The 6,949-nt window shown below is 59.3% G+C and carries 8 protein-coding genes; 3 read left to right on the forward strand and 5 right to left on the reverse strand.

Going from position 1 to position 6,949, the window contains the following annotated elements:
• Nucleotides 1-110 precede the first annotated feature (110 nt).
• On the reverse strand, nucleotides 111-1,055 hold the full coding sequence (locus tag IDM28_RS08225; RefSeq protein WP_150573052.1) for a DMT family transporter: 945 nt from the start codon (nucleotides 1,053-1,055) through the stop codon (nucleotides 111-113).
• 81 nt (nucleotides 1,056-1,136) lie between these two features.
• Here IDM28_RS08225 and IDM28_RS08230 point away from each other — a divergent pair, with 81 nt between their 5' ends.
• A complete protein-coding gene (locus IDM28_RS08230; protein ID WP_150569826.1) occupies nucleotides 1,137-1,700 on the forward strand; it encodes a helix-turn-helix domain-containing protein in 564 nt (187 codons plus the stop codon).
• Nucleotides 1,701-1,703: 3 nt separating this feature from the next.
• On the opposite strand, the gene IDM28_RS08235 is transcribed toward IDM28_RS08230, so the two are convergent.
• The gene (locus IDM28_RS08235) at nucleotides 1,704-2,261 is read right to left on the reverse strand and encodes a cysteine hydrolase family protein (protein WP_188035685.1); all 558 of its coding nucleotides are present in this window, start codon (nucleotides 2,259-2,261) and stop codon (nucleotides 1,704-1,706) included.
• Between the two features lie 75 nt (nucleotides 2,262-2,336).
• The gene (gene soxR / locus IDM28_RS08240) at nucleotides 2,337-2,810 is read right to left on the reverse strand and encodes a redox-sensitive transcriptional activator SoxR (RefSeq protein ID WP_150569649.1); all 474 of its coding nucleotides are present in this window, start codon (nucleotides 2,808-2,810) and stop codon (nucleotides 2,337-2,339) included.
• Nucleotides 2,811-2,932: 122 nt separating this feature from the next.
• Here soxR and IDM28_RS08245 point away from each other — a divergent pair, with 122 nt between their 5' ends.
• Together IDM28_RS08245 and IDM28_RS08250 are read left to right on the forward strand one after the other, a co-directional pair.
• Nucleotides 2,933-3,274, forward strand: a complete 342-nt coding sequence (locus tag IDM28_RS08245; protein WP_262500026.1) for an antibiotic biosynthesis monooxygenase — start codon at nucleotides 2,933-2,935, stop codon at nucleotides 3,272-3,274.
• Nucleotides 3,275-3,371: 97 nt separating this feature from the next.
• The gene (locus IDM28_RS08250; RefSeq protein ID WP_188035687.1) at nucleotides 3,372-5,180 is read left to right on the forward strand and encodes an aminopeptidase P family protein; all 1,809 of its coding nucleotides are present in this window, start codon (nucleotides 3,372-3,374) and stop codon (nucleotides 5,178-5,180) included.
• A gap of 51 nt (nucleotides 5,181-5,231) precedes the next feature.
• Here the strand turns inward: IDM28_RS08250 and IDM28_RS08255 are convergent, their stop codons facing one another.
• Together IDM28_RS08255 and rhtA are read right to left on the reverse strand one after the other, a co-directional pair.
• Nucleotides 5,232-5,513, reverse strand: a complete 282-nt coding sequence (locus IDM28_RS08255) for a hypothetical protein (protein WP_101318332.1) — start codon at nucleotides 5,511-5,513, stop codon at nucleotides 5,232-5,234.
• 187 nt (nucleotides 5,514-5,700) lie between these two features.
• Nucleotides 5,701-6,588, reverse strand: a complete 888-nt coding sequence (gene rhtA, locus IDM28_RS08260) for a threonine/homoserine exporter RhtA (protein ID WP_188035688.1) — start codon at nucleotides 6,586-6,588, stop codon at nucleotides 5,701-5,703.
• Nucleotides 6,589-6,949: the final 361 nt, after the last annotated feature.

Below are 6,949 nucleotides of genomic sequence, written 5' to 3' on the forward strand. Positions count from 1 at the left end.
CCGAACGGTTGATCACCAACACGCAAGCTGTGCCAGAATCCTACAAATGGGGTGTGACAAGCAGTTTTTTTATAACAGCTTTTTACAAAGCATAGCTGTTCTTTTCTCGGTTACTGGCTGGTTTCGCCGTCCACTGGCGCGTTATTTGCCTGCTGAGAACGATCACTGCGGCGGATCTTCAGTTCGCTGACGACCACGGCGATCACGATCAGCAACCCGCCAAGCAAGGCCATCCCGGGCAGACGCTCGCCGGCGAGGCGCCCGACTACGCCCGCCCACACCGGTTCGCCCGCATAGATCAGGGTTGCACGAGTGGGCGAAACCGATTTTTGCGCCCAGTTCATGGCCACCTGAATGATTGCGCTCATCAGGCCAAGGCCGAGGGCGCTGGCCAGCAGTAGCCAGGAAAAATCAGGCAATGATTCTCTGGTCGGCAGGATCATCGCAAATGACAGCAGCGAGGCAGTGGCCAATTGCACCACCGTCACCCTGCGTACATCGACCTGGCCGGCATAGCGGCTGATCAGAATGATCTCTGCGGCTATTGCCACGGCGCTGACCAAAGTCAGCAGTTCGCCTTCACTGAAGTGCAGGCCCGCACTGCTGGGGCCGGCGAGCAGCATCAGGCCGACAAATGCCAGGCAAATGCCGATGCTTGGCATCAAACCGGGGCGTCTGCCCAGCACCAGCCACTGCAATAGTGGTACGAACGGTACGTAGAGCGCGGTGATGAATGCCGACTGGCTGCTGTTGATCGTCTGCAGGCCCATCGTCTGCAAACCGTAACCGAGCATGATGGTGATGCCGATCAAAACGCCGGCCTTGAGTTCGAGCATGGTCAGGCCCGCCAATGCTCTTGCGGAGACCAGGCCCACGAACACGGCTGCCGCAGCGAAGCGCAGGCCGACAAAGAACATCGGGCCGCTGACGCTCATGACGTTGTGCACGATGAGAAAAGTGCCGCCCCACAGCATGGTAATGAACACCAGCACCAGCTCTGCCTTGCTCAGGCGGAAACTGACAGTGGTCTTGGACTGACTGGGGGCTTGGCTCATGGTTGCACGCTCGACAGGGGCGGCGCACAATCGCCGCAAAGTGGGCAGTATACTGCGCAAGGCATACCGATGAGCAATATAGTGCACAAATCCTCGACGCACCGCGCTTCCGTGCTTCAGCACGTCAGTCAGAACATTCGCCAATTGCGTGGCGCGGCGGGTCTCAGCCAGAGTGCCCTGGCCGAGCGCTCCGGAGTCAGTCGGCGCATGCTGGTAGCCATCGAAGGCGGTGAGAAGAACGTCAGCCTGACCACCCTGGACTTGATCGCCGAGGCCTTGGGAGTCGCGTTCAGCCAGTTGATTCAGGCTCCGGAGCAGCGCGATCCGAGCCGTATTGAAGAGCTGGCATGGGCCGGCGAGCATCCCGGCAGCAAAGCCTTGTTACTGGGGAGTAGCCCGGCGCGGCGCGAGGTGGAGTTATGGGAGTGGACGCTGGCCCCTGGCGAATCCTACGCCAGCGAGGCAGATGCCGAAGGCTGGAGCGAGCAGATCTACATCGCCGAGGGTTGCTTGACGCTGATTATCGAAGGTCAGGCCCAGCAGTTGGCGACGGGGCAGTTCCACATCTTTGCCAGCAACCGCCGCTATGCCTATCGCAATGACGGCGAGCTGCCCGTGCGGTTCGTGCGCAATGTGGTGATCTGAAGCTCACTGCTGGTAGGTCGCCAGGCATTCTTCAGTGTTTTGCACCGTTGCGTAAGCGAATGCCAGTGAGGCCATGAACGCTGCATGCACCTGAGCGGCTGGCACTTCCTGGCCATTGAATTCCAGCGCTCGTGTGGCGCACGCATCATGGGCGACTGTGACGCTGTAGCCAAAATCGGCGGCAGCGCGCACTGCAGCATCGATGCACATGTGGCTCATGCTGCCGACAATCGTCATGGCTTGCACTGCATGCTCATCAAGCAGTTCTTTCAGGCCGGTCTCCTGGAAGGCATTGACCTGTTGTTTGAGCAGCAACGGCTCATCACCGAGGGGAGCAGCCTTGGGGTGAATTTCGGCTCCGGCTGAGCCCGGCGCAAAGAATGGCGCGTCGGCGCTGGCAAATTCATGGCGAACATGCACGATCAGGTCGCCGCGCTTGCGCGCTGCATGGAGCAGCAACGCTGCGTTGTCGGCGGCCGCATCAGCGCCGTCGAGGGACCACTTGCCTCCTGGAAAGTAGTCTTTCTGGATATCGATAACGATCAGTGCTTGTTTGCTCATGCTGCCTCCTGCGGCGGGTGCCAGGTTGAACACTAGTTATAGATGCGAATTGCCTGGCAGGTGCGATACCGAAACTTACAGCAATGTTGTTAGCGGCTCTGACGGATGCGGCCCAGGGCCGCCAAGCGCCAGATGATCGTGATTGTTGCGCAGCGGGCACTCCTTCAGCGACATGCAGCCGCAGCCTATGCAGCCGTCCAGTTGGTCGCGCAGCAGAGTCAACTCTGCGATGCGCTGGCTGAGATCGTCTCGCCACCCGGCCGACAGGCGCTGCCAGTCAGCTGCATTCGGGGTATGGTCCAGCGGCAGGCTGGATAGCGCTTTGGCGATGGTGGCTAGCGGGATGCCCAGACGCTGGGCCATCTTGATCACCGCCACCCGGCGCAGCATCGCACGCGGGTAGCGGCGTTGATTGCCGGCGTTGCGGCTGCTTTGGATCAACCCCTTGGTTTCGTAGAAGTGCAGGGCGGTAACCGCGACACCGCTGCGGCTGGCCAATTGGCCAACGCTGAGCTGGCGCTCGGCTTCCCTAGTAGGGGGGGCAGGCATGCTAATTAATCCTTGACCTTGACTTAACTCGAGGTTTTACCCTGCCGGCCATGATGACTGCAAGTACTGCATAAAGGAGATAGCCTGTGGCCGCTGCGATGCATTCCCTATGGTTTACCCAAATGATCGAATATGAAGTGCCGGCTAGCCGTCAGGCTGCTCTGGCCAACGCGCTGGTGTTGCGCAGCGAGCAACTGGCCACGCGCTGGCCGGCGTTGCTGAGGGTAAGCGTTCAAGCCAGCGATGACGGCTGTCGGGTCCTGCAACATTTGCAGTGGCAGACCCGTGAACAGTGGCAAGCGGCCTGCGGCTATTTCACTGATGAGCCATTCCTCGAGCTGCTTCAGCAGCATCAGGCCAGAAGTGTCAACTTCGCCGCGTACCAAGCTGTGCGAAGTCTGGTACGCGGTAATGATGGCGGCCTGCATTGTGAGGTTGGCGCGGTCGCTGATAGCCAACGCTAATCATCTGTTACCTGTGCCGATTGCGAGTGACGGGAGGCTGCTCCATTATCAACGGCTTGATCGCCGATGAAGTCGCTATCGCAGGAGTGTGCATGACATGAATAGCCAGTCCCAGTTGCAGCAGAACGTGCCGACGCGTCTCGCCCGTGTGCGCGAGGTCATGGCCAGCGAAGGCGTGGACGCGCTGTTGGTGCCATCGGCAGACCCGCACCTGTCCGAGTACCTGCCGGGCCACTGGCAGGGTCGTCAGTGGCTGTCTGGTTTTCATGGTTCGGTGGGTACATTGGTGGTTCTGGCGGACTTCGCTGGGTTGTGGGTAGACAGCCGTTACTGGGAGCAGGCTGCAAACGAACTCGCCGGCAGCGGCATAGAATTGATGAAGCTGATGCCAGGTAGTGCGGGCCCGTTCGATTGGCTCGGCAGCAATCTTCAGCCGCAGGCGACGGTTGCCGTTGACGGCGCTGTGCTGTCCTTGACCGCGTCTCGGCAACTTCAGCAGAGTTTGCAGGCCAACGGAATACGGTTGGTGACTGACAAGGATTTGCTTGATCAGGTCTGGGGGACACGCCCGGCGCTGCCGGCTGCTCCAATCTACGAGCACTTGCCGCCCCAGGCCACAGCCACCCGAGCGGAAAAACTGGCCGCGCTGCGCAGCACCTTGAGCAGCAAAGGTGCCGATTGGCATTTCATTGCCACTCTGGATGATATCGCCTGGTTGTTCAATCTGCGTGGCAGTGATGTTTCCTATAACCCGGTGTTCGTCGCATTTGCATGGATTGGTCAGCAGCAGGCGGTGCTGTTCGTCGACCTGAACAAAGTCGATGCCCAACTGCGTCAGGCGCTGACGGCCGACGGTGTCGAGCTGCAGGACTACCACCAGACAGGGCGCTTGCTCGCCTCGATTACGGATGGCAGCACTGTGTTGATCGATCCGGCTCGGGTCACCTGTGGCCTGGTTGGTCGGCTCGGGGCTCAGGTGAAGCTGCTCGAGCAGATCAACCCGACGTCGTTGAGCAAGTCGCGCAAGAGCGATGCTGAACTGGCGCATGTTCGTCAGGTCATGGAGCAGGACGGGGCGGCGCTCTGCGAATTTTTTGCCTGGTTCGAGGCCAACCTTGGCAAGCAACAGATCACCGAGTTGACCATCGACGAGCGCCTGACTGCAGCGCGAGCGCAGCGACCTGGCTATGTTTCACTGAGCTTCTCGACCATTGCCGCTTTCAATGCCAATGGCGCCATGCCGCACTACCGTGCTACCGAGCAGTCCCATGCGGTAATCAAGGGCGACGGGCTGCTGTTGATCGATTCGGGCGGCCAGTACCTGGGCGGCACTACCGACATTACCCGGATGGTCCCGGTAGGTCAGCCGACCCGGGCACAGCGTGAGGATTGCACTCGCGTGCTCAAAGGCATGATCGCGTTGTCGCGAGCGAGTTTCCCGCGCGGCATCTTGTCTCCGTTGCTGGATGCAATTGCGCGGGCGCCGCTCTGGGCTGATCAGGTCGATTACGGCCATGGCACTGGCCACGGCGTCGGCTACTTCATGAATGTGCATGAAGGGCCGCAGGTCATTGCCTATCAGGCCCAGGCGTTGCCGCAAACGGCGATGCAGGAGGGCATGATCAGTTCGATCGAGCCTGGCACCTATCGCCCAGGCAAGTGGGGCGTACGGATCGAAAATCTGGTGGTCAATCGCGCTGCGGGCAAGAGCGAGTTCGGCGACTTCCTTGCGTTCGAGACTTTGACCCTATGTCCGATCGATATACGTTGCCTGCTGGTCGAACGGCTCAATGATGAGGAAAGGCGCTGGCTCAACCAGTATCACGCCCATGTCTGCGAGCGGCTGGCACCTCTGCTGGCGGGTTCTGCACTGCAGTGGTTGCGAGATCGTACGGTGGCTGTCTGAGTCTGCGCTCCAACGTAAAAAGGGCAGCCATTTGGCTACCCTTCAGCGTTATTACTTGCAGATGACGATCATGCTGCGGCTGGTATAGCCAGCCGGGTTGATTCCGAACAGGTAGTCACCCGGTTCTTCATCAGTATCGCCCGAGCGGGCCACTACTCTATAGCCGCGAGTGCTGCACGCACTGGCCGCCTTGGCATTGCACTTTTCCCACGAAGAGGAAAGGCCGGAGCAATTGATGTGTAAACCCTTTTTCCCGCGCTTGACTTCGGTCTGTGCGGTGGCGGCACACCCTGCGATGGCCATTACAGCCAGGATGAGCAAAATACGTTTCATGCCTGTCCTTAAATGTGGGGGCGACTGCATGCCTGCTCCCATCGTCCTCGCCTGATTCTTCCTGAATTTACCTCAGCGTCCGTGTTCGGCACAGTAGATAGCGTAGAGATTATGATTTTGTGACAGCTTAATCAGGCCTGCGGGTCGGTACAACCGCTAAACACGGCAAATGAAAATATTTCTCAATTCAGTCGGCGACGACCGCCGGTGTACGTTCCTTGCGCATTGTCAGCGTGGCTCCAGCAGAAGCGGTGATGATCGCAGCGATAGCCAGCCACTGCCCAGAGGTGAGCTTCTCGCCGAGGAATAGTAAGCCCGACAGCGCACCAAAGGCTGGCTCGATACTCATCAAAGTCCCGAACGTGCGCGCTGGCATTCGGGTCAATGCAACCATCTCCAGGCTGTAGGGGAGGGCCGTTGATAACACTGCCACGCCGAGGGCGATAGGCAGCAGTGCCGGGTTGAGGAGTGCGGTGCCTGCATGAATGACACCGATCGGCGCAACGAACAAGGCGGCGATCACGACACCGAGTGCGGCTGTCTGCACGCCGTGCTCGGCGCCGGCCTTTTGCCCATAAAGGATGTACAACGCCCAGCACACGCCGGCACCAAGTGCGTAGCTGGCGCCAACCAGGTCAACAGCGCTTGCACTTTGCCCAACTGGTATCAGCAAGAGCAAGCCTGCAATTGCCAGCGCAATCCAGAGAAAGTCGATGGCGCGGCGCGAGGCAAAAATGGCCACCGCTAGTGGACCTGTGAATTCCAGTGCCACGGCGATGCCCAGTGGCACTGTGCGCAGCGACATATAGAAGAGCAGGTTCATCCCGCCCAATGCCATCCCGTAGATCAGCACATTGCGCCAGCTGCTGCTGTCCATGCGTGCCCGCCATGGGCGCAGGATGAGCAGCATGATCACGCTGGCAAAAACCAGGCGCAGGGTGGTGGTGCCCTGGGCGCCGATCAAGGGGAACATTCCCTTGGCCAGGGATGCGCCTGACTGGATGGATGCCATGGCTATTAATAGCAGGCCAATCGGGAACAACGTGGTGGCCATGCTGCGGGGCGTGGTGCTCATGATTCGGCAGGGATCCTGTGGTGGGCGCGATGCGCACTATAGTGCGCAGGTTGCTCGATTTGTCGCAAGCACGCTGTGCAGAGTGATCTTTGATGTCAGGCGATGAATTAACGCTTGACGCATTCCTGTGAGCCCTTATAATGCGCCCCACTTCCAGCGTAGTTGGAACGGAAAACTCCTTGAGTTTCAAAGAGTTAGAAGTTTCAGAGGTGCTGCAAGGGCTTCGATCGAAAGATCGTCAGCGGTGAAAAAGGCAGTTGACAGCAGGTTTTAACGCTGTAGAATTCGCCTCCCGCTACGAGAGATCGCAAGCGAGTCAAGTGTTTGAAGTTGAACGAGTTTCTCGCAAAATACTTCGAAA

The organism is Pseudomonas sp. EZ-C24, from assembly GCF_014525325.1.
Classification (GTDB): domain Bacteria; phylum Pseudomonadota; class Gammaproteobacteria; order Pseudomonadales; family Pseudomonadaceae; genus Aquipseudomonas; species Aquipseudomonas shirazensis.